Annotated in this window: 21 protein-coding genes; 15 read left to right on the plus strand and 6 right to left on the minus strand. The window is 40.5% G+C overall.

The annotated features are described in order from the left end of the window. Window positions 1–19: 19 nt before the first annotated feature. The 12 genes from ACVRZ8_RS03035 to ACVRZ8_RS03090 all read left to right on the plus strand — a co-directional run bounded on the left by ACVRZ8_RS03035 (window position 20) and on the right by ACVRZ8_RS03090 (window position 11089). Complete coding sequence (locus ACVRZ8_RS03035; protein ID WP_447447864.1) at window positions 20–709, plus strand: response regulator transcription factor; 690 nt, start codon at window positions 20–22, stop codon at window positions 707–709. Further along, window positions 706–2205 (plus strand): ATP-binding protein, encoded by a 1500-nt coding sequence (locus ACVRZ8_RS03040; RefSeq protein WP_447447865.1) that lies wholly within the window; start codon window positions 706–708, stop codon window positions 2203–2205. Before ACVRZ8_RS03035 ends, ACVRZ8_RS03040 begins: the two co-directional genes overlap by 4 nt. A gap of 609 nt (window positions 2206–2814) precedes the next feature. Then, window positions 2815–3051, plus strand: coding sequence for a hypothetical protein (locus tag ACVRZ8_RS03045; protein WP_447447866.1), 237 nt, complete (start codon window positions 2815–2817; stop codon window positions 3049–3051). 133 nt (window positions 3052–3184) lie between these two features. Continuing rightward, window positions 3185–4084, plus strand: coding sequence for a CPBP family intramembrane glutamic endopeptidase (locus ACVRZ8_RS03050; RefSeq protein ID WP_447447867.1), 900 nt, complete (start codon window positions 3185–3187; stop codon window positions 4082–4084). Continuing rightward, window positions 4071–4352 (plus strand): autorepressor SdpR family transcription factor, encoded by a 282-nt coding sequence (locus tag ACVRZ8_RS03055; RefSeq protein ID WP_447447868.1) that lies wholly within the window; start codon window positions 4071–4073, stop codon window positions 4350–4352. The genes ACVRZ8_RS03050 and ACVRZ8_RS03055 overlap by 14 nt, the downstream gene beginning before the upstream one ends. Next, window positions 4339–4980: an SdpI family protein gene (locus ACVRZ8_RS03060; protein ID WP_447447940.1), complete on the plus strand. Its 642-nt coding sequence runs from the start codon at window positions 4339–4341 to the stop codon at window positions 4978–4980. Before ACVRZ8_RS03055 ends, ACVRZ8_RS03060 begins: the two co-directional genes overlap by 14 nt. 413 nt (window positions 4981–5393) lie before the next feature. Then, window positions 5394–5882, plus strand: a complete 489-nt coding sequence (nrdR, locus tag ACVRZ8_RS03065; RefSeq protein ID WP_447447869.1) for a transcriptional regulator NrdR — start codon at window positions 5394–5396, stop codon at window positions 5880–5882. Next, window positions 5869–7038 carry a DnaD domain protein gene (locus ACVRZ8_RS03070; protein ID WP_447447870.1) on the plus strand — a complete coding sequence of 390 codons (1170 nt, stop codon included), beginning with the start codon at window positions 5869–5871 and terminating at the stop codon, window positions 7036–7038. Before nrdR ends, ACVRZ8_RS03070 begins: the two co-directional genes overlap by 14 nt. A gap of 3 nt (window positions 7039–7041) precedes the next feature. Beyond that, entirely contained in the window at window positions 7042–7944 is a 903-nt protein-coding gene (dnaI, locus tag ACVRZ8_RS03075; protein WP_447447871.1) for a primosomal protein DnaI, read from the plus strand. Window positions 7945–8137: 193 nt separating this feature from the next. After that, window positions 8138–9448: a ribosome biogenesis GTPase Der gene (gene der, locus ACVRZ8_RS03080; RefSeq protein WP_447447872.1), complete on the plus strand. Its 1311-nt coding sequence runs from the start codon at window positions 8138–8140 to the stop codon at window positions 9446–9448. A gap of 48 nt (window positions 9449–9496) precedes the next feature. Continuing rightward, complete coding sequence (locus ACVRZ8_RS03085) at window positions 9497–10123, plus strand: HI_0552 family protein (protein WP_447447873.1); 627 nt, start codon at window positions 9497–9499, stop codon at window positions 10121–10123. 294 nt (window positions 10124–10417) lie between these two features. Further along, entirely contained in the window at window positions 10418–11089 is a 672-nt protein-coding gene (locus ACVRZ8_RS03090) for a CPBP family intramembrane glutamic endopeptidase (RefSeq protein WP_447447874.1), read from the plus strand. 689 nt (window positions 11090–11778) lie between these two features. Here ACVRZ8_RS03090 and serS read toward each other — a convergent pair. From serS to ACVRZ8_RS03120, 6 genes are all read right to left on the minus strand, one after another. Beyond that, entirely contained in the window at window positions 11779–13059 is a 1281-nt protein-coding gene (gene serS, locus ACVRZ8_RS03095; protein ID WP_447447875.1) for a serine--tRNA ligase, read from the minus strand. Window positions 13060–13260: 201 nt separating this feature from the next. Further along, a complete protein-coding gene (locus ACVRZ8_RS03100; RefSeq protein WP_447447876.1) occupies window positions 13261–13635 on the minus strand; it encodes a DUF956 family protein in 375 nt (124 codons plus the stop codon). A gap of 79 nt (window positions 13636–13714) precedes the next feature. Beyond that, window positions 13715–14626 carry a PTS system mannose/fructose/sorbose family transporter subunit IID gene (locus tag ACVRZ8_RS03105; RefSeq protein ID WP_447447877.1) on the minus strand — a complete coding sequence of 304 codons (912 nt, stop codon included), beginning with the start codon at window positions 14624–14626 and terminating at the stop codon, window positions 13715–13717. A 17-nt stretch (window positions 14627–14643) separates the two neighbouring features. Next, window positions 14644–15465: a PTS mannose/fructose/sorbose transporter subunit IIC gene (locus ACVRZ8_RS03110; protein WP_447447878.1), complete on the minus strand. Its 822-nt coding sequence runs from the start codon at window positions 15463–15465 to the stop codon at window positions 14644–14646. Between the two features lie 18 nt (window positions 15466–15483). Beyond that, window positions 15484–16479, minus strand: a complete 996-nt coding sequence (locus ACVRZ8_RS03115; protein WP_447447879.1) for a PTS sugar transporter subunit IIB — start codon at window positions 16477–16479, stop codon at window positions 15484–15486. Window positions 16480–16716: 237 nt separating this feature from the next. After that, a complete protein-coding gene (locus ACVRZ8_RS03120; protein ID WP_447447880.1) occupies window positions 16717–17529 on the minus strand; it encodes an HAD family hydrolase in 813 nt (270 codons plus the stop codon). A gap of 266 nt (window positions 17530–17795) precedes the next feature. Here ACVRZ8_RS03120 and ACVRZ8_RS03125 point away from each other — a divergent pair, with 266 nt between their 5' ends. From ACVRZ8_RS03125 to ACVRZ8_RS03135, 3 genes are all read left to right on the plus strand, one after another. Then, on the plus strand, window positions 17796–19217 hold the full coding sequence (locus tag ACVRZ8_RS03125) for an NCS2 family permease (RefSeq protein ID WP_447447881.1): 1422 nt from the start codon (window positions 17796–17798) through the stop codon (window positions 19215–19217). A gap of 79 nt (window positions 19218–19296) precedes the next feature. Beyond that, entirely contained in the window at window positions 19297–19740 is a 444-nt protein-coding gene (tsaE, locus tag ACVRZ8_RS03130; protein WP_447447882.1) for a tRNA (adenosine(37)-N6)-threonylcarbamoyltransferase complex ATPase subunit type 1 TsaE, read from the plus strand. After that, window positions 19733–20257: a GNAT family N-acetyltransferase gene (locus ACVRZ8_RS03135; RefSeq protein WP_447447883.1), complete on the plus strand. Its 525-nt coding sequence runs from the start codon at window positions 19733–19735 to the stop codon at window positions 20255–20257. Before tsaE ends, ACVRZ8_RS03135 begins: the two co-directional genes overlap by 8 nt. Window positions 20258–20260: the final 3 nt, after the last annotated feature.

Here is a 20260-nt window from a genome sequence, read left to right on the forward strand (position 1 = left end):
AAAGTGGTAACTACTTATTATGAGTAAACGAATTTTGATTGTTGAAGATGAGAAAAATCTTGCTCGTTTCGTCTCTCTGGAACTTCAACATGAGGGGTATGACGTTGTGACAGCAGACAACGGACGTCAGGGGCTTGATATCGCATTAGAAAAGGATTTTGATTTGATTCTTTTGGATTTGATGCTTCCTGAAATGGATGGGTTCGAGGTGACCCGTCGTTTACAGCAAGAAAAAGATACCTACATCATGATGATGACAGCACGTGATTCTATTATGGATATTGTTGCTGGGCTTGATCGTGGTGCAGATGACTATATTGTTAAACCATTTGCTATTGAGGAGCTTTTAGCACGCATTCGTGCGACTTTCCGTCGTCAGGATATAGAAGCAGCCAAAAATGCACCGGCCAAAACTTCAACTTATCGTGATTTGAAATTGGATGTCCAAAATCGTACCGTTGTTCGTGGTGATGAGGCTATTCCATTGACAAAACGCGAATTTGATTTATTAAATACTCTTCTTAGCAATATGAACCAAGTAATGACGCGTGAGGAGCTTTTGCTCCAAGTTTGGAAATACGACGATGCTATTGAGACTAACGTTGTGGATGTTTATATTCGCTATCTCCGTGGTAAAATTGACGTTCCTGGCAAAGAGTCCTATATCCAAACCGTTCGCGGAATGGGTTATGTGATTCGTGAGAAATGAGAAAATTACTAGATAAATTATTTGGGAAGATATCTCTTAAAAAGAAACTGACCATGACAACAGCTGTGGTCTTCTTTCTTGTACTGTCGTTTTTTACCTTACTTGTCCTTTTTTTGGCAGATACACTTCTGCTAAATCACGAGCGCAACAACGTTCAAAGAACACTGAGCAGTGTTGTTTCTTATATCGAAAAAGATAAAAGTGACGAGGAATTATCCGCTGAGAGCCTTGCACAGTATCTTTATCAATCTAAACCTTTGCCAGTTTCTGTTGAAAATGGTGTTTTGTCAGAAGCCAAGGTTACTGAGGGACAAGGTGCGGTATCCAATAAACTTTACGTTAATCAGGATATTTTCATTTACAATAGCGAAGGGGCTCTGGTTTTCACAACAACGAGTGACACTAAAAATCCGCCTGGTATGACTGAAAGTGACAAATTAGCGACGGTCTCTTATAAAAAGAGGAAAGGTTACGTTTTAGTTGAGCCGATTTATGCAGCCAACGGTGAAACAATTCTTGGCTATGCTCAGATTTTTCACAATTTAGACTTCTATTATGCGCTCAAGGGGAAAATGATTTTGTTCTTGCTTCTTTTGGAGCTGGGAGCTATTGTGTTAGTTGTTATGGCTACTTTGATTGTTATGACGTCAGTACTTCGGCCAATGAAAGAGCTGCATGAGACTATGGAAACTATTGCTAATTCGCCAAATGAATTGGAATTACGCTCCAAAGTGAAGACGCGAGATGAAATCGGTGATTTGGCGGCCAATTTTAACAATATGATGGATAAGATTGAGGAAAACAATCAAATCCAGATGCGTTTTCTCAGCGATGTCAGTCATGAATTACGCACACCAATTGCTGTTATCAAAGGGCACATGGATCTTTTGCAGCGCTGGGGTAAAAATGATCCTGAAATTTTAGATGAGAGTTTGGAAGCAGCCGGTCATGAGGCTAATCGAATGACAATTATGATTAATGATATGTTAGACTCTATTCGTGTCAAAGGTTCCTTTGATATGCATAAAAATGACACATCAGATCTTAACTCTTCTCTTAAAACCGTTGTAGGAAACTTTCAGATTTTACACGAAGGCTATCGCTTTGTTCTTGATAATCGTGAAGCTTCTGGTCGGTTGGCACAAATTTACAGTCAGCACTTTGAGCAGGCTTTGACGATTTTGATTGATAATGCGGTTAAGTATTCACCGATTAATAAAGAGATTCGAATAACCATCAAGGATATTGGGACTGAGATGTTAATTCAGGTTCAAGACAAGGGTGACGGAATTTCTGATGAGGATATTGATCATATTTTTGAACGCTTTTATCGTACCGATAAAGCTCGTAATCGAACATCTACTCAGGCTGGCGTAGGTATCGGACTGTCTATTTTACACCAAATTGTGGAAGCTTACCATTGTCGAATTGAGGTCAGTTCAGAGCTTGGTGTCGGCACACGTTTTGATCTTTATATTCCGTTTGCTGACAAGTAGGAATTTAGTTCCATTGTTAACTGTTTAGTAGGTGACATATAATTAAGGCTCATTATCAACTGTAGTGGGTGACTTATAACTAAGCACGAGAGAATCAGATTGGTTCTCTCTTTTGTGATGTTCAAAGAGAGCGGGATAAAGAAAATAACCAGTGGATGTTTTCTTCATGAGATTAAAAACAAAAAAGCGAATCGGAATTTCGTAGAAATTGATTTCTCAGCAAGCCCTAATTTTTACTTGCTGACCTGAAACAGTCCGCTGGACTATTTTTGACACTTGCTTTGCAAGTTTTATTTGAGGTCTCCCAGACCTTTTTAACCCATCCCGCACAGTCGATTAGGGATTGATATGAACTAACGTTCGTGGGATTAGATAAGCTCCAACAGTTCCCCAAACTGTTGGAGCTATCACTTAGGAGAAAATGTAATATGTACTTGTGCACAAATGCTTTTTTCTTAAGTAGCCAGTTTGCTAGGTGCTTTTCCTTTTTAGTCTTGTCATGTCGGTTGCAGTAGTCTTTCTTTTGTTCTACAAAAAAAGCTGTACAGGTGAGGTTGAGACTTGTAAGTAAAGCCGATAGATGTATAATACTAACCAAAGGAGAGAAAGATGTTTGAATTATTATTGCTTTTGGTTATATTACTGTTTTTCATTTGGCACTTTATCAGAACGCTTCGTTTGAGAGGAAAGCAGGTAGCAACTGAGCCTCTGTGGGTACCCAAAGAAATTGGTTGGGGCGTTTCAATCAATCCTAAAAATCCTTTGGGCTTTCGGATAAATCTAATCACGGATATTGCTGTGCTTGTAACTGTTTTTTATCTCATCTTTGTCATAGTCTTTTCATAGGGGGGCGTGTGAAGTTAGCCGGTCTTTTTTTAACTCTATTTAGATTTTTTTCTAAATAGTGCTTGCATTTTTGAAAAGAAAGCGTATAATTCTATTTAGAAAAAGTTCTAAATAGGAAGTAGAAGTAATAAACATGTCAAAGAAATCAAATGTGCTTATTTTCGTTATCTTAGCTTACAGTCTGTCTTGGATGATTTGGTTAGGAATGCGGTTCTCAGGCGTTCAGCTAGGTCAGCCGCTTTCGCAATTAGGAAGCATGCTTGCTATGTGGATGCCAGCTCTTGCCTTCTTTATTTTAAGGAAGATGAGACCAGCAGATATAAGATTACAGACTAAATTTTCAATAACTTTGAAGGGAAGATGGTACTATTATCTGTTAGCGCTTTGGCTGCCTGCACTTTTAAGCCTGTTGGGGAGTGGTCTCTATTTCGTCGTTTTTAGAAATCAGTTTAGTCTGGGATTTGAGTCGCTTCAAAGTACGCTGGCATCATCTGGTATCTCCAAAGGAAGTGTTCCCTTACAGCTGGTGGTGCTAGCCCAGTTTTTTGCAGCTGTGACTTATGCGCCTTTCTTCAATAGTCTCTTGGCCTTGGGTGAGGAAATTGGCTGGCGGGGCTATCTTTATCCAGCTCTGCGAAAGCGATTTTCGCTAGTACAGTCGCATATTTTAGTTGGTCTGATTTGGAGCCTCTGGCATTTGCCAATTAACTTGCAAGGTTATAATTATGGTTTAACCTACTTTGCCTACCCTTGGCTGGGTGTACTTGCGATGTTTATCTTTTGTTTTAGCCTAGGTGTTTTATTAAGCTGGGTAGTGGAAAAGACAGGATCCATTTGGTCTTCAGCTCTTATGCATGGGGCAGTTAATGGCAGTGCTGGTCTGGGTCTGCTCTTTCAGTTGCCATCTGAAAAGGCGGAGGCCATGCGTATCCTTGGTCCGTCGCTTGCTGGACTTTTAGCGGGAGTCCCTCTCTTGATTTTTGCGCTAGCTATTTTACAAAAGGAAAGGAAGGCCACTCGTGAGCTTCGCTAACACTTTTAAGGCACTTTCAAATCCTGTGCGACGGGAGATTTTGGATTTGTTAAAGGCAGGTAAGCTGTCGGCTGGGGAAATAGCAGAGCAGTTTGACTTGACTGGTGCCACAATTTCAAATCATCTCAAGGTTTTAAAACAAGCCGATTTGATTTTGGAAACACGTGAGAAAAATTTTATTTACTATGAGCTGAATACTTCTGTTCTTGAAGAAGTGTTGGTCTGGTTGGCTGATTTGAAAGGGAATAAAGATGATGAAAACAAATAAAAAATTATTGGCGTTAACAAGTCTGGTTATTTTACTGCCTGTCTTGATTGGCTGCCTCTTGTGGTCATATTTGCCAGAAAAGGTGGCAACGCATTTTAGTTTGTCAGGTCAGGCTGATGGTTTTAGCAGTCGTATGCTGGCTGTTTTTGGACTGCCGATAATTTTCTTGCTGCTGCACTGGTTTTGTCTCTTTACAACAAGTAAGGATCCTAAAGTTGAGAATGTCAGCCCCAAAATGCGTCTCGTCACTTATTGGATTATTCCGCTTGTTTCATGTTTTGTTATGGCTTCGATTTATGCTACTGCTCTGGGGTATGCTGTCAACCATGCCTTGGTAGCAGATTTGCTTTTGGGTCTTATGTTCATGGCCATTGGCAACTATATGCCAAAAATCCGTCGCAATCACACAATAGGCATTCGTCTGCCTTGGACTTTAGACAATGCTGATAATTGGATTAAGACACACCGCTTGGCGGGAAAAATTTGGCTGCTTGGGGGTCTCCTAATCTTTATCAATGCTTTTGTACAGATAGCAGTTGGTTTAGTGCTTGTTTTGACTTTGATGGTGATGATTGGAGTGCCAGTGATTTATTCTTATTGGTTGAGCCGCTCGGCTCATGACAATTAAGACAGAGAGTAGTTGAAATGTAAGATGAAAAACAGTTGGCGTCATCAGATAATACTAAAAGTGTTTAACGGTAACATTTCCGTTTGCTAGAAAATAAAAAAGTGAATTGTAAATTTCGGAGTCTTCAATTTCTCAACAAGCCCTAGTTTTTAGTTGCTGCCCAGCCTCTTTTGACACTTGCGAAGCAAGTGTCATTTCCCGATTAAAAAGGTCTGAGAGACCTTTTTAACCAACCACTGCGTCCGTCTTGCAAGTAAAATGACAAAAATACAAGGGCTGGGCACTTTTATCCTAGCCAAAATTTTTCAATCTCATTTTATTTATCCAATTATAGCATGCTGTAGGGTGTGCTATTTTCTTTATTTTATGGTAAAATAAAGTATTAAAATTCTGTAGATTGGGGTGAAGGTCTCATGCGTTGTCCAAAATGTCAACATCATAAATCCAGTGTTATTGATAGCCGTCAGGCAGAAGATGGCAATACTATTCGTCGTCGCCGTGAATGTGATAATTGTCATGCACGTTTTACAACTTTTGAACGTGTTGAAGAAGTGCCGCTTTTAGTTGTCAAAAAAGACGGAACTCGTGAACAGTTTTCACGTGATAAGATTTTTAACGGTATTCTCATGAGTGCACAAAAACGCCCTGTGTCCAGTGAAGATATTGAAAATGTCATTACTCGTATTGAACGGGAAATCCGTCGCAATCACGATAGTGAAGTTGAAAGTGATGTCATTGGCAATCTCGTTATGAAGGAATTGGCGGATTTGGACGAGATAACCTATGTTCGTTTTGCTAGTGTTTACCGTAGTTTTAAGGATGTAGATGAAATTGAGAAGCTTCTCCAAGAAATTACGAATACTGTCCGTTCTAAAAAAGAGTCTAAAAATGAAACCCATTGATGATTTTATTTATCTAGCAAATCAGGCTGTTTCAGTAGATGATATGAGCCTTATGCGTTGCTATTATCCGATTATAGGATCAGATGCTTATATCCTTTATCATTATTTGGTCAGTTTTTATGATAATGGGCGCAATCGTCATAAATTTGCAGATATTCTTAACCATACTGGCTTTGGGATGGAACCTTTGGAAACGTCTCTAGCTGTATTGACAGCTTTGGATTTGATAGCTTTTTACCAATCACCATCAGGTTTTTATGTTGTTGAAATTAAAGCTCCGCTGTCCAGCCAACAGTTCCTCAACCATGCTGTTTACTGTTCTCTTCTAGAGCAGAAAATTGGAGAAGTGGAGCTGTCTGAGCTGAAGCCTGCTGTTTTTGATAATTTGCGTGATCTATCTAAAAATTTTTCAGAGGTTTTTGGAACGATTGATAAATCGCTAAAGAGTGATAAACTGCAAGTTAAAAATAATTTTGATTTGACTAGTTTTCGTAACCGTATGCTGGCAGACGGTCTGCAGTTTAGCAATGAAAAAGAGGACGTTCCTGCTCTTTATAGCTTATCAGAGATGTATGGCCTGACTTGGTATGATATTTATTTGCTGGCTAAGGAGACAGCCAGTCAAAATCGTATTTTAACAGAACGAGTAGCCGTTAAATTGACTCAATCTAAACAAGCGCAAGCCCCAGATGCCAGTTTGACTGAAGAGGAAAAAGCTTTGCTGCAGCAGGTTAGGTCTGATAAAGCTCTGCCTTTTTTAGAAAAATACAAAAGTATTTATAAGGCGGAAGTGACTAAAAGCGAACGTGATATCATCAATGGGCTGGCGCAGCGTCATTTTCTGGATGAATTGATTAATCTTATGGTTCTCTATACGCTTAATCAGACTCATTCTGTCAATATTAATAAGACTTATATCACTAAGCTAGCCAATGATTTTGCCTACAAAAATATTACCAGTGCTGAAGCAGGATTGCTGGCTCTTAGGCCAGGTCAGCCCAAAAACGCTAAATCATCTAAAAAGAGCAAAAGAAGCAATGTTCCTCAATGGAGTGATCCTAATTATAAAAATGAAACGACAGCTGAGGAGCAGGCTAAACTAGATGCTATTAAAGAGCGTGGCCTCAAGCGTTTAGAAGAAAGCAGAAAGGAGTAGTCTATGGAAAAAATCAGTCAGACTATTAGTCGAGCTAGTCATCTTAACCATGCCAATACGGCAGATCTGACACAGACTATTTTATCTGATCAGGCTGTAGCATCCTTTATTCAGAAACATGGGCTGACACAAGAGCAAATTCAGCTCAGCTTGCCTAAATTTAACCAGTTTTTACTTGAACGGCACAAATTTCAACAGAGAGATTTAACTTACATTGCCAAAGGTTATGAACCCATCTTGACCATGAATGAAGGCTATGCTGATGTAACCTATAAAGAAACCCGCGAACTTAAGGAAGCTCAAGCTAAACAGGCTGTTTCAGAGCGTATCAATCTGATTAGTTTGCCGAGATCTTATCGCGATATTACCTTTGCTGATGTCAAGCTAGATGATGCCAGACGCGTTGAAGCCTATGAAGCTATTGCAGATTTTATTGCCAACTATCCTTTGCAGGCGCAAAAAGGGCTTTATCTTTTTGGGGATATGGGTGTCGGGAAATCCTTTATGATGGCAGCTATGGCTCATGAATTGTCTGAAAGAAAAGGTGCAACGACAACTATTTTGCATTACCCGTCCTTTACTATTGATGTCAAAAATGGAATTAAAGATGGCTCTGTTAAAGAACAGATTGATGCTGTTAAAAAAGCTGAAGTGCTAATCCTAGATGATATTGGTGCAGAGCAGCCTAGTTCTTGGATTCGTGATGATGTGTTACAGGTCATCTTGCAGCATCGCATGACAGAAGAATTGCCTACCTTTTTTACTTCCAATTACAGCTTTGCTGATTTAGAGGCTAAGCTTGCAAATGGGCGCAATGGAGATGAAACATGGCAGGCCAAGCGGGTTATGGAACGTATTCGTTTTCTGGCAAAAGAGATGCATTTGCAGGGAGAAAACCGTCGTTAGAAATTCTATTTTCAAAGGTAAAGCGATTAAAATCTGGCCAGCCGTCAGATTTTAATTTTACCAATCCAAGGAAAGATTATTTTCCTAAAATAAAGAAAGGAAGAAGACACAGGCTTAAAAACTGAGAAAAAGTTGTTTGACTTCAAGTGAGCTCTGCTTTTTGCTTGGTTTGAAAAGAGTCTTTGTATTTACTATGAGTTTACCTACAGTTGCTATTGTTGGTCGTCCCAATGTTGGGAAATCAACGCTTTTTAATCGTGTTGCGGGCGAGCGCATTTCCATTGTTGAGGATGTTGAGGGTGTGACACGTGATCGTATTTATACAACCGCTGAGTGGCTTAATCGCCAATTTAGTATCATTGATACAGGTGGGATTGATGATGTGGATGCGCCTTTTATGGAACAAATCAAACACCAAGCAGATATTGCCATGACAGAAGCAGATGTGATTGTCTTTGTCGTCTCTGGTAAAGAAGGTGTGACGGATGCTGACGAATATGTGGCTCGTATCCTTTATAAGACCAATAAGCCGGTCATTCTGGCTGTTAATAAAGTGGACAATCCCGAGATGCGAAATGATATCTATGATTTCTATTCTCTCGGGCTTGGTGATCCTATGCCAGTATCATCTGTTCACGGTATTGGAACCGGAGATGTGCTTGATGCTATTGTTGAGAATCTGCCGCAGGAAATGGAAGAGGAAAATCCAGACATCATCAAATTCAGTTTGATTGGCCGTCCCAATGTCGGAAAATCAAGCTTGATTAATGCCATGCTGGGTAAAGAACGCGTGATTGCCAGTCCTATAGCGGGGACAACGCGTGACGCGATTGATACCCATTTTGTGGATGGCGATGGTCAAGAATATACCATGATTGATACGGCAGGTATGCGCAAGTCAGGCAAGGTTTATGAAAATACAGAGAAATATTCTGTCATGCGTTCTATGCGTGCCATTGACCGAAGCGATATTGTGCTTATGGTTATCAACGCCGAAGAGGGCATTCGTGAGTACGATAAGCGGATTGCCGGCTTTGCTCATGATGCTGGCAAAGGCATTATCATCGTCGTCAACAAATGGGATACCATTAAAAAGGACAATCATACCGTTGCCAAATGGGAAGAGGATATTCGCGAACAGTTCCAATTCTTAAGCTATGCGCCGATTATCTTTGTTTCTGCTGAAACGAAGCAGCGCCTCAGCAAGCTTCCAGAGATGATTAAAAAGATCAGCGAGAGTCAGAACAAGCGTATCCCATCAGCAGTGCTCAATGATGTTATTATGGATGCGATTGCTATTAATCCGACACCAACAGACAAGGGCAAACGCCTGAAAATTTTTTATGGAACGCAAGTGGCTATTAAACCGCCAACCTTTGTTATATTTGTCAATGAAGAAGAGCTCATGCACTTCTCCTATATGCGTTTCTTGGAAAACCAAATCCGTTCAGCTTTTGGTTTTGAAGGCACACCGATTCATTTGATTGCTCGTAAACGTAAATAAGTCCGTCAAGGACTTTTTTTGTTATAATTGACAAAGGAGGAAATCAATATGTTTCAAGAGATTGCTAGATATTTAACCTTTCAGGGATTTAAATACATAAAACCTGAAAAGGCTGGCCCCTTGGCTGATGAGATGACAGCTCTCAAAAAATTAGGACAAGCCGCACGCTCAGAATTCACCGAGATTGCCAAGACTCTTGCGCCCAAGGTTGCTCCTTTTGAGCTGACTCGTGTTAGCAATTGGGCTAATCAAGCTCAGGTAGCCAGACCGCATTTTTGGTGTTACTACAGGCAGCCTGAGGATGCTCAGGATGATGTGGCCTTGGCTATTCGCCTTTATGGCAGTCAAGATGATTTTGGAATCTCGGTTGAAGTCAGCTTTATTGAGCGCAAAAAATCGCAAGAAACCCTCCTCAAGCAGCATAAAGTTCTGGATTTGCCAATCGCTGAGCCGCTTTACTATTTTGTCCAAGAACAGGGTATCAGCCACCGCCTAGCAGGAACAAACAAAAACCGTCTGCGCTTAAAAGATGAGATTGCTGCAGGACAGGTTCGAAAAGTATTGGTCAAATACGATATTCCCATGACCGCAGAGCAGACCTTGCCTGAGCTGACAGATAAATTGGCAGCAGGTTTTGATAAGCTTCTACCCTATTATGAAGTGACAAGGAATTAGGAGTCGAAGTATGGGCTATTTACAGCTAAGAAAAAATTTTGAAACGCATAAAGATGCTGATAATGCCATAGTCATGGTCAAGTATAGGCGCAATCAATTCCGATTCTACAGTATTAAAAACGCTTGAGAGGCAGCTTTTGGATTGATGTTATAAAGATGAGCATCGGGAATTTTAGTATTTTGTTTATGATTATCTACTAACATTATTTTAGTATAAGTTAGAAAAATGACAAAAAGTCTTGTTGATTTTTGAATTTTGTGTTACTATAAAAACACAAAAACTGGGAGGCTTTGATGAAAATAGTTTGGTCAAAAATAAAATGGGTTTTGGTTATTTTAGGGTTAATCGTGGTTCAGGCCATACCCGATGTCTTCCAAATAAGCTTTTCAGAAGCCGGTAAAACCAAGTATCTCGCTACTTGGCAGCATGTGGTTGTCGCTGTTATCACTGCTTTAGTGATTTATTTTTTCATTCGCAAAGGTTACAAATACCAGCTGCTTGAATTTGATAAATCTTTGTTTACTTGGAAAATCTTGAGCATAGCTCTTGCTGTATATCTTTTTATAGAAGTAATAAGCTACTTTGGAGTACAAATTATGTATTTGGAGGGTGCTACAGAAACTGCAAATCAGGCAGCATTAATAGAGGGGGAGAAATACCAATCACACCTGTATACTATTTTGGAAACGGTCGTCCTCGCTCCTTTAGCAGAGGAAATTGTTTTCAGAGGGATTATTTTCAAGAAATTATTTCCTAAAATGCAGGTTCTTGCTCTGATTGTAAGCTCTCTTCTTTTTGCACTTGCCCATACGCCCACTAATATTGGCTCTTTCATTATTTATTTGGCACCTGGACTGGCTTTGGGATATATCTATTATAAGACAAATAGGTTGGAATACAGCATTGCCGCTCATGCTTTTAATAATTTAATGGTTACAATCATGTTTTGGTTAGGAATTTCCTAGTTTTAAAAACTTTAATAGCATACATTTCGTTTATCTATTAGACGATTATTAGTATTTTGTAACGAAAATTTATATTAAAATCAGAGTATCTTGCTGTTTTTAACATCATAGTGAAAAACGTAAAGAATGGTAAATATCACCATATCCTTTAAAGTTTAGCTGCTTCGCATTCTAAAAGGAAGTCTTATGATGGTTATATATAGTATTTGTATTTCTAATGGATAACTTTGGTATATAGAGGTGGCCGCTAAAATAGCGTCTGGATCGTTTAAGGTTAATTTGTGAGTCTCGTTTGTGTTTGTTCATAGGAAATTTCAGTTATGATTTTGATTAAAATTTCATTTTCAGGCGCTCTATATGATGGACAACACTTTAAATCAAGTATAGAAGTCTGAATTAATACTATTTGGGTTTTGATATTTAATCTTATAAAAAACAGGCCTCTAAATTGGATCTATTACATCCAATTTAGAGGCCTGTTAAAATTAGCAAGTCAATCCTGTCTTCTCCCATGCTCTGCTGGTCGAATCTAAAGTTTCAAATTCTTCCCATGTGATATTTGTAATTCCCATATTAACGTCCCCCTAAATGTCTAATAGTATAGTCACCCCAAGGAATTTCATCTACCACTGCTTCTGGCATATCATTAGGCGCCGCCTTTTAAGGAGACCTGTTTAGGAGTACCTTTTTTAGGCTGTTGGTTTAATCACTTCAACACCGCCCATGTATGGGCGAAGAGCTTCAGGAATAGTTACGGAACCATCTTCGTTTTGATAGTTTTCGAGAATAGCTGCGACAGTACGGCCAACGGCTAATCCTGAACCGTTGAGGGTGTGAAGAAGTTTCACTTTACCATCAGCTTCGTCACGGTAACGGATTTGCGCACGGCGAGCTTGGAAATCTTCAGTGTTTGAACATGATGAAATTTCACGATAAGTGTTTTGAGCTGGAATCCAAACTTCCAAGTCATAAGTTTTAGCAGCTGAGAAGCCCATGTCACCAGTACACAAAGTAATGACGCGATATGGCAGTTCCAATTTTTGGAGAATATTTTCAGCATTAGCGGTCATTTTTTCCAATTCATCATAAGAATCTTCTGGTTTGGCGAATTTAACCATTTCTACTTTGTGAAATTGATGAAGGCGGATAAGTCCCCGGGTATCACGACCAGCAGAACCAGCTTCTGAACGGAAAGAAGGACTCATGGCTGTGAAGTAAACGGGTAAGTCTTTGCCATCAAGGATTTCACCGCGGTAGTAGTTGGTTAATGGAACCTCAGCCGTTGGAATGAGAACATAGTCTGTATCAGCAAGTTCAAAGGTATCCTCTTTAAATTTTGGATATTGTCCCGTACCGAACATAGAATCATGATTAACCATATAAGGTGGAATAACTTCGGTATAGCCTTCTTTAGCGTGTTCATCCAGCATGAAATTGTAGATAGCACGTTCTAAACGAGCTCCCAAACCTTTGTAAAAGAGGAAACGAGAACCTGTGACTTTGGCACCACGTTCCCAATCAAGGATATCAAGGTCTTCCCCAAGATCCCAGTGAGCCTTGATATCAAAATCAAATTGACGTGGATTGCCCCAACGGCGTACTTCAACATTTTCGTCTTCATCAGCGCCAAGAGGAACAGAGTCATGCGGAGTGTTTGGTAAGCCAACGATGATGTCGTTCAATTTGTGATCAATATCAGCTAATTGGGCATCTGTTGCCTTGATATCAGCTGAGACCTTTTGCATGGCAGCGATTTGTTCAGACGCGTCTTTTTTTTCACGTTTAGCTTGGGCAATTTCAGCAGAGGCTGTGTTGCGCTGAGCTTTAAGCTCTTCAGATTTAATCAAGAGAGCACGGCGCTGGCTGTCAAGTTCTTTCAGCTCTGCCAAGGTTTCAGCAGCGACACCGCGGTTGGCTAATTTGTCAGCGACAGTGTCAAAATCATTACGAATACGTTTAATGTCTAACATAAGAATTCCTTTCAAAAAAAGCACTCATGACAATGCTGGAGCGCTAAAAAACGCGGTTCCATCCAGCTTCACATGAGTGCACTTGATTGTTATTTGTTATTTATAATACGGTAGAATTTCGTAGCCGAACCCTATCTGCTCACAGCTTCCGCAGACTTTCTGAAAGAGCAGGACCATTACTTATCCGTTAGCAGTAGTATACTAAATTTTTGTTTTTTTGGCAAATCGGCTGAGCAGCCGCTGGATTAGGGTCAAAGACCGGACTACCTTATCATTTCCAATATGTTCTCTTGCAATTTTGAGAATTTTCCCTGAATCTTTTGAAGCAAAAAGCAGACGGCGTTCTTCGGACAGAGCAATTTGAAAATGGCGGCTGATATTTTTTCTTGAGACATTTGCAGAAATGAGATAAATTTTTTCCCAAGGAATCTGGACATATTTTTCAACATTGTTATCGGGATAAAATTCGAGTGCTTTGTCTCCCAATAAAAACTTGCCAACTTTGTTGCCAGATAGGCCGATATAATAAACACCAGTAGTTGAGAGTTCAACTTTAGTATTAAGTGATTGAGCCATGAAAAACTCCTTTATATGAAATTAAGATGTTACTATTATACCAAATTCATAAAAAAAGCGCCGCAGCGCTTTTAATTAATTACATAAAGCCGACAACGTGAAGGATAACACCTGCAACGAATAGTCCAAGAATAATGATAATTGGAGAGACTTTCTTTTTAAGCAACCACATGCAGAAGAAGGTCAAGAGAAGTCCAAGAAGTCCAGGAATCAATCCATCAAGTTGACCTTGAAGGGGATTGGCCTGCTCTTTTGTAAGACTAAGACCGCTGTCTACATTTGCCAAAATTTCTCGTAATTGAGAGCCGGTCACATTACCCTTTGGAAATTCAATATAAGCCCCTTTGGATAAAGTTGTTGGCGGCAAATTAAGGACGGTTGCAACAGATACCCATCTTTCGACCAACGCAGCCAAGATAAACATACCAAGAATTGAAGCTCCTTTGGTAATGTCTTGAAGAATACCGCCAGATAAATCCTTAGTGATTTCAGAACCAGCCTTGTAACCGAGTTCCTGAGTATACCACAAGAAACTCATACGGATAATATTCCAGCCAAGGAAGAAGATGATTGGGCCAAGGATATTGCCTGCCTGTGCCAGCGATGCTCCTAAAGCACCCAGAATTGGACGAATAGTAAACCAGAAAACTGGATCCCCAATACCGGCAAGAGGTCCCATCATACCGATTTTAACCCCTTGAATGGCAGTATCGTCAATCTCCGCACCATTTGCTTTTTCTTCTTCAAGGGCAAGCGTTACCCCCAAAATTGGTGAAGCAATATATGGGTGTGTATTGAAGAATTCCAGATGGCGTTCAAGCGCAGCTGAACGCTCCTCTTTTGTTGTGTAGAGTCTTTTGATAGCAGGAATAAGTGCATAAGCCCAACCTAAGTTTTGCATACGCTCGTAGTTCCATGAACCTTGAAGGAAGGTAGAACGCCACCAAACTTTACGACGGTCAGATGTTGTAAGTTGTAATTTTTCAGTCATGGTAGTTCTCCTTTCTTCTAGTAGTCTTCTAAAATATCGCCGATTGGATCGCCTGATCCAGAAGCTGCGCCACTGCCGCCATTGCCAGAACCTCCTTGTTTAGAAAGGCTGAGGTAGATAAGGGCAAGGGCAACGCCGATAGCACCAAGGGCGATAAGCGTCAATTTCTCAAGAGCTGCAAAGACGAAACCAAGAACGAAGAATGGCCATGTTTCTTTTGAAGCCATCATGTTGATAACCATAGCATAACCAACAGCAACAACCATACCGCCGCCAAGTGTCATACCATCTGACAACCATGTTGGGATTATATTAAGCATAGCTTGAACACTTGCAGTTGGAAGCAAGAGAAGAAGTGCAGCTGGAATGGCAATACGTAAACCTTGCATAGCAAGGGCAAGATAGTGAGCGCGCTCTACAGCAGCAATGTTGCCTTGCTTAGCTGCAGCATCTGCCCCATGAACAACTGCGACAGAAAGCGTACGCACAATCATAGTAAGAGCAAGCCCTGCAACAGCAAGTGTAACAGCAAGACCATAAGCGATTGTGATACCTTTGCTGGTAAAGTCCCCGCCTTTAATCATGATAATAGTTGCAGCTACTGATGCTAAAGCGATATCAGGTGCAACGGCTGCACCGATATTAGCCCAGCCAAGGGCTAGCATTTGAAGCGTACCACCAAGAACGATACCTGCAGTTGCATGACCAGTTGCAAAACCAATCAGAGTACAAGATACCAAAGGTTGGTGGAGCTGGAATTCATCGAGGATACCATCTAACCCTGCAAAGAAGGCGATGATAACCACGAGAATAGCAGAAATCAATGACATATCTGACATAACAATCTTCCTTTTCTATTATTCTGTAATATTTGCTTTTTTAATGAGGTCAAACAAATCTTTTTTAGAGTCATTTGGTACTTTGCGGACATCAAATGTTACACCGAGATCACGCAATTTTTCAAAGGTCGTAACATCATCTTTGTCCATTGACAAAACGTTGTTAACCATTGTTTTACCGGTTGAGTGAGCCATTGATCCGATATTGAGTTCGGCAATAGGCACGCCACCTTCAATGGCTTCAAGAGCTTCTTGAGGTGTTTCAAAGAGAATCAGCGCATGTGTATTACCAAAACGAGGATCTTTGGCTGCCTCAATCAATTTCTTGATAGGGACAACATTTGCTTTAACACCATTTGGTGCAGCCTGTTTAATCAAATCTTTACGAAGTTCATCTTTAGAAACCTTGTCAGAAGCAACGATGATACGGTCAGCCTTAGAGGCAGGTGTCCAGCCTGTTGCGACCTGACCGTGCAGAAGACGTGTATCCACACGTGCCAAATTAATCTTGAGTTTACCGTCCCCCAGGACAGTGCCTTCTGGAATTGCACCTTGAGGCGCAGCATCTTGTGCAGGAGATGCTGCGTTTTCTTCGGCAGGATTGAGTTCTTCAGGAAGAGCCTTAATACCGTCTTTAGCCTCCTTAATAATATTGGCTGCAACCTGTTCAACCCCCGCATCCGCAGCCATAAGGCGTTCGGTGTAGGCTTGAATCAGCATTGGTAAGTTAAGACCAGTGATGATAGCAATCTTACGGTCAGAAGTTTCGCCAGCGATACGGCTAGCTTGGTTAAAGGGTGAACCAGACCAAAGATCGGCTAAGACAAGGACTTCGTCGTCTGCATCAAAAGCAGCAATGGCGTCATTGAAATGAGCATAAAGGTCATCAGGTCCTTCGTTTGGCATAAAAGTAACAACTTGCACTTTTTCCTGATCGCCAAAAATCATAGATCCTGACTGGTGGATACCTTCAGCAAATTTACCGTGGCTGGCAATGATAATACCGATACCCATTCGTGTTCTTCCTCCTTTTGTATTTTTTTTAGGAAAAGCAGAGCTAGGCTTAACTTTTTCTTAAGAACAGCTCTATTGTAAAGCGTTTACATGAAAAAGTCAATAGGTCTGAGTAAAAAAAGTTCAATTTCTTTCATAAGCAGTCACAATCAATCAAAATATATGCAATTTCTATCATCTCTGCTTATATAAAAAAGCTGACCACCATCAGCTTTAAAAATTTTTATGATATGCACTCTAAAGAAAGAGTTCCGTTAATTTTTTAGCAACGCCATCTTCGTCGTTTGTCCAAGCCAATTGTTCATCCGCAAAAGGCAGGAGTGTCTGGTTTGCATTGGCCATAGCGTAGCCAGTTTTTGCCAGAGCCAGCATCTCGGTATCATTGTGTTCATCACCAAAGGCAATGAGATCGTCAGTAGATTTTCTTAGAGTGTTAAGCAGATAAGAAAGGGCATAAGCTTTATTGATGCCTTTAGGGGAAAATTCTAAGATATTGAGCGGTCCGCCCCAAGAATCCACTTCCAGTTCATGATGGAAATCATCTTTAATTTGCTGAGCTAAGGCTACTTTATCTGTGTGACGTGTCTGCATGAGCAGAGCATTAGGGTCACGTGTGATTTTTTCGGGGAACAGGCGCATACTTTCAACAATTTTCTTTACACCAAAAAGTTCGGGCTGGATACGATCCAAATGCTCCATAGTAATGTAGAAATTGTGTCGGTATTCACTGGCAATGAAATCCATCTCCAATTCCTGCTGTCGCTGAAGAATAGCCATTAAATACTTTTTGTCCAGTTTAACAGAATGTTCAAAAGCCCATTTTTGGTTAGGGACATGTGTTAAAGCACCATTAAAGGTGATGATGGGGCCGTCCAGTGCCAATTCACGGTAATGGGGCAGAGCCATACGAAAAGGTCTCCCAGTTGTGATAATGATGTGATGGCCGTTCTTTCTGACAGCTGCCAATGTTTCTTTTGTGAAGGGACTGATCTTGCCAGTGCTTCTCAGCAAAGTTCCGTCTAAATCCAAGGCTATAATTTTTTTAGTCATGCTTTCTATTATAACACAGTGCCTGCTAAAAATAGTTCAGTTTTCGTTTTGAATGTATCTATTTAAAAAAGGGCAACCAAGGAAACTTATTAGTGTAACTAGCTTTTAATTGCCGTCCTTTTTAGCAGGTTTAAAATTGAGAAAAACTTCTTGAATGAGTGTCTGCTTTAGGTTACAATAGAAGAGCTATGTTTTTTGAAAAAGACATGCAAAAAGTTCGGATTTTCCGAAAGAGATTTATTATTTATTAAGGAGAAAAACTTTTCATGGATAAGTTTTTTAAACTGACAGAGCATGGCACAGATGTTCGTACAGAGGTTACGGCTGGTTTGACAACCTTTTTTGCCATGTCTTACATCTTATTTGTCAACCCCGCTATGCTGTCACAGACTGGTATGCCGGCTCAAGGTGTTTTCTTAGCGACTATTATTGGATCGGTAGCAGGAACTTTGATGATGGCTTTTTATGCCAATTTACCTTACGCGCAGGCACCTGGTATGGGACTCAACGCCTTCTTTACTTACACAGTTGTCTTTGCACTTGGCTATACTTGGCAAGAAGCATTGGCTATGGTTTTCTTGTGCGGTGTTATCTCGCTGATTATCACTTTGACCAAGGTACGGCGCATGATTATTGAATCTATCCCAACAACGCTAAAGTCAGCAATTTCAGCTGGGATTGGTATTTTTCTAGCTTATGTTGGTATCAAAAATGCTGGTTTTTTGAAATTTACTGTTGATGCTGGGAAGTACGTAGTAGCCGGTGCAAGTTTGGATCCTGCAAAGACTTCCATCACAGCAGATGCTTCAGCCACTCCGGGTTTGGTTGCTTTTAATACTCCGGGAGTTTTAGTGGCTCTCATTGGTCTTTTTTTCACTATTTTCTTTATTGTCAAAGGCATTCGCGGCGGTGTTATCTTATCAATTGCTGCGACAACAATTGTTGCGGTTCTTTTTGGTGTTGTTGATCTTGGAAGTATTGACTGGCATGCATCAAGTTTGGGCTCATCAGTTAAAGATTTAAGTAAAATCTTTGGTGCAGCACTTGGTAGCAACGGTCTTGGTTCTCTTTTTTCAGATGTGTCGCGTATTCCGGGAGTGTTGATGGCTATTCTGGCTTTCTCACTGACAGATATCTTTGATACTATTGGAACTCTCATTGGTACTGGTGAAAAAGTTGGGATTGTTGCTACAACTGGTGACAACAAAGAATCCAAAGGACTTGACCGTGCTCTTTATTCTGATCTTGTGGGAACAAGTATCGGTGCGATTGCCGGAACTTCAAATGTAACAACTTATGTAGAATCCGCTGCCGGTATTGGATCTGGCGGACGTACCGGTCTTACTGCTCTTGTGGTTGCGGTTCTTTTTGCCCTCTCAAGTTTCTTTAGCCCTCTGGTATCAATCGTACCGAGTCAGGCAACAGCTCCTATTCTTATTATTGTCGGCGTCATGATGCTGTCAAATCTTAAGAATATTGATTGGGAAGATTTGTCTGATGCTATTCCAGCCTTTTTCACTTCAATCTTTATGGGATTTGCTTACAGCATTACTTATGGTATCGCTGCAGGATTTATCACCTATACTTTGGTTAAAATGATAAAAGGACAGGCTAAAGATATTCACTTGATTATGTGGATTTTAGATTTGCTCTTTATCCTCAATTTCATAAGCCTTGCAGTGCTTTAAAAACAAGAGTCTGTCATTTTGACAGGCTTTTTTACAGTCTGTAATGGTCTGGTCAGATTTTTTCTGCTATAATAATGTCATGCTTTACAGTCAAAATGAAGAAGAATTACTAAAAATTGGCGAAAAGATAGGCTCCAAGCTTCAAAAACAGGACATTCTAGTTCTGACAGGTGACTTGGGGGCAGGAAAGACAACCCTTACTAAAGGAATCGCCAAAGGCTTAGAGATTCATCAGATGATTAAAAGTCCAACCTATACGATTGTTAGAGAATATGAGGGGCGTTTGCCGCTCTACCATCTGGACGTTTACCGCATAGGTGATGATCCTGATTCCATTGACCTGGATGACTTCATTTATGGCGAAGGCGTTGCCGTTATTGAGTGGGGTGAACTTCTGGATCAGACACTTCTGGATGACTATTTGGAAATTGTCATTACCCGTTTTGGCGATGGCCGTAAGCTGTCTTTTGAGCCGCATGGAAGCCGCAGCCAGGTTCTAAAGGAGGCTTTGGACAATGGCTGAGCAGGAACTTTTAATTGAAGAAGCACAGCCAGATGATGCGGCTGAATTGGTTGAGCTTCTTGCAGCAGTTCGGGCAGAATCTGATTTCATCATTTCCAGTGCTTCTGTTTCGGACTTAACAATCCAGCAAGCACAGGATTTCATCAAAAACAATTTAGAAAATCCCAATCAGATTTGTCTTTTGGCTAAGCTAGGGCATACTGTTCTTGGTATTATCAATGTAGCGACAGCTGATTTTGAAGAAACAAATCACATCGGTGATATTTTTATAGCAGTCCGCAAGGATTTTTGGGGACATAGAATTGGAAGTTTTTTGATGGAAGCTGTTGATGATTGGGTTTCACACACACCGCAAATCAGCCGGTTGGAACTGACTGTCCAAGCACGAAATACTCGCGCAATTAACCTGTATGAAAAGATGGGCTATGTGATAGAAGGCGTTAAAAAGAGCGGTGTTAAAACAAAGAATGGAGAACTTTTAGATGTTTACCTCATGGCTAAGCTTCTAAATGAATAAGGT

Source organism: Streptococcus dentiloxodontae (genome assembly GCF_053206925.1).

What these genes read in the sequence shown, in the direction of transcription:
- ACVRZ8_RS03100 (WP_447447876.1), bottom strand. Translation starts at nt 13,635, where the DNA reads ATGGCTCAATCACTTAATACTAAAGTTGAACTCTCAACTACTGGTGTT.
- ACVRZ8_RS03060 (WP_447447940.1), top strand. Translation starts at nt 4,339, where the DNA reads ATGAAAACAAATAAAAAATTATTGGCGTTAACAAGTCTGGTTATTTTA.
- ACVRZ8_RS03035 (WP_447447864.1), top strand. Translation starts at nt 20, where the DNA reads ATGAGTAAACGAATTTTGATTGTTGAAGATGAGAAAAATCTTGCTCGT.
- der (WP_447447872.1), top strand. Translation starts at nt 8,138, where the DNA reads ATGAGTTTACCTACAGTTGCTATTGTTGGTCGTCCCAATGTTGGGAAA.
- dnaI (WP_447447871.1), top strand. Translation starts at nt 7,042, where the DNA reads ATGGAAAAAATCAGTCAGACTATTAGTCGAGCTAGTCATCTTAACCAT.
- serS (WP_447447875.1), bottom strand. Translation starts at nt 13,059, where the DNA reads ATGTTAGACATTAAACGTATTCGTAATGATTTTGACACTGTCGCTGAC.
- ACVRZ8_RS03120 (WP_447447880.1), bottom strand. Translation starts at nt 17,529, where the DNA reads ATGACTAAAAAAATTATAGCCTTGGATTTAGACGGAACTTTGCTGAGA.
- ACVRZ8_RS03040 (WP_447447865.1), top strand. Translation starts at nt 706, where the DNA reads ATGAGAAAATTACTAGATAAATTATTTGGGAAGATATCTCTTAAAAAG.
- tsaE (WP_447447882.1), top strand. Translation starts at nt 19,297, where the DNA reads ATGCTTTACAGTCAAAATGAAGAAGAATTACTAAAAATTGGCGAAAAG.
- ACVRZ8_RS03125 (WP_447447881.1), top strand. Translation starts at nt 17,796, where the DNA reads ATGGATAAGTTTTTTAAACTGACAGAGCATGGCACAGATGTTCGTACA.
- ACVRZ8_RS03050 (WP_447447867.1), top strand. Translation starts at nt 3,185, where the DNA reads ATGTCAAAGAAATCAAATGTGCTTATTTTCGTTATCTTAGCTTACAGT.
- ACVRZ8_RS03085 (WP_447447873.1), top strand. Translation starts at nt 9,497, where the DNA reads ATGTTTCAAGAGATTGCTAGATATTTAACCTTTCAGGGATTTAAATAC.
- ACVRZ8_RS03070 (WP_447447870.1), top strand. Translation starts at nt 5,869, where the DNA reads ATGAAACCCATTGATGATTTTATTTATCTAGCAAATCAGGCTGTTTCA.
- ACVRZ8_RS03135 (WP_447447883.1), top strand. Translation starts at nt 19,733, where the DNA reads ATGGCTGAGCAGGAACTTTTAATTGAAGAAGCACAGCCAGATGATGCG.
- ACVRZ8_RS03090 (WP_447447874.1), top strand. Translation starts at nt 10,418, where the DNA reads ATGAAAATAGTTTGGTCAAAAATAAAATGGGTTTTGGTTATTTTAGGG.
- ACVRZ8_RS03110 (WP_447447878.1), bottom strand. Translation starts at nt 15,465, where the DNA reads ATGTCAGATATGTCATTGATTTCTGCTATTCTCGTGGTTATCATCGCC.
- nrdR (WP_447447869.1), top strand. Translation starts at nt 5,394, where the DNA reads ATGCGTTGTCCAAAATGTCAACATCATAAATCCAGTGTTATTGATAGC.
- ACVRZ8_RS03105 (WP_447447877.1), bottom strand. Translation starts at nt 14,626, where the DNA reads ATGACTGAAAAATTACAACTTACAACATCTGACCGTCGTAAAGTTTGG.
- ACVRZ8_RS03045 (WP_447447866.1), top strand. Translation starts at nt 2,815, where the DNA reads ATGTTTGAATTATTATTGCTTTTGGTTATATTACTGTTTTTCATTTGG.
- ACVRZ8_RS03115 (WP_447447879.1), bottom strand. Translation starts at nt 16,479, where the DNA reads ATGGGTATCGGTATTATCATTGCCAGCCACGGTAAATTTGCTGAAGGT.